The sequence below is a fragment of the Polynucleobacter sp. 35-46-11 genome (assembly GCF_002281105.1).
In genome coordinates, this window is the sequence record NZ_NCFJ01000700.1 from 1 (window position 1) to 1123 (window position 1123).

Consider the following 1123-nt stretch of genomic DNA (forward strand, 5'->3'; position numbering starts at 1 on the left):
GTGTTAACACCCCTTTTGTTAAAGAGTTCACTGGATCCATTGGTATGCCAGTGCCTAGTACTGACGTATTGATTCTGGATGAAGAGGATCAGGAGCTTCCATTTGGCAGTCCTGGTGAGATTGCCATTAAGGGCCCTCAAGTGATGACGGGGTACTGGAATAGACCTGAAGATACCGCCCAATGTATGACGCCACAGGGCTACTTTAAGTCAGGTGATATTGGCACTATGAGTGCGGATGGCTTTGTTCATATTGTCGATCGTAAAAAAGATATGATCGTTGTGGCAGGCTTCAAAGTATTTCCAAATGAAGTGGAAGAGATCATCGCCCAAATGCCTGGAGTGGGTGAGTGCGCTGTCGTTGGAGTACCGCATCGCAAGCTCGGTGAAATCGTCAAAGCCTTTATTGTCAAAACTGACCCCAATCTGAGTGAGGCTCAGGTGATAGCTTACTGCAAAGAGCAGATGACGACTTATAAGCGCCCTCGAAAAATCATTTTTATTGATGAGATGCCAAAATCAATTGTCGGAAAAATCTTGCGTCGGCATTTGCGAGATTCCTGATAGATTTCTAGAGGCCACCACCAAACCGATATTGCCAAGATAGACCAATCAGATCGTAATTATTATTGGTTCTAGAATAGGCGCCAGTACTAGCAGAGAGCCGAATCGAGTTATGTCGATTAATCGGGTAGGAAAGGGTACTACCAAAACGCCAATTCTCTTGATTGCCGCTAATAGGAGCCCCATTTAAATAAGACTGACCTCCGGTGAAATACGTCGCATCCACTGAAAGCCAGGCAGTATTTTGAAAATAGTAAATGGCATGGGTTTGTGTTGAGTACACAGGATTTTGTGACAGGGAATTACCACCCATAAAATCGGTATTGCTGGTATAGAAAATGCCGGCACCTGCTAACTCAAACCTCCACGGGCCAATTGCCTTAGAGGCACCAATACCAGGTTGAACAAACCATCGGTTTGCACCGACATTGATGATTTGACTATCGTTGTATTTCCCCCAAGGGACTGATGCTGTCATGCTCACGCCGACAATCAAATCCTGTTGGTAATTCTTAAACTGATCTAGACTCAATGCAGGTGCGCCATATAAATTAATAGCA

Annotated in this window: 2 protein-coding genes; one reads left to right on the forward strand and one right to left on the reverse strand. The window is 44.8% G+C overall.

From position 1 onward, the window contains the following. The coding region (locus B7Y67_RS18930) for an AMP-binding protein (protein WP_293599953.1) at window positions 1-563 on the forward strand (563 nt) is incomplete at its 5' end. A 7-nt stretch (window positions 564-570) separates the two neighbouring features. On the opposite strand, the gene B7Y67_RS18935 is transcribed toward B7Y67_RS18930, so the two are convergent. Beyond that, window positions 571-1123, reverse strand: a 553-nt coding sequence (locus B7Y67_RS18935) for a transporter (RefSeq protein WP_367227316.1), incomplete at its 5' end; no start/stop codon positions are given.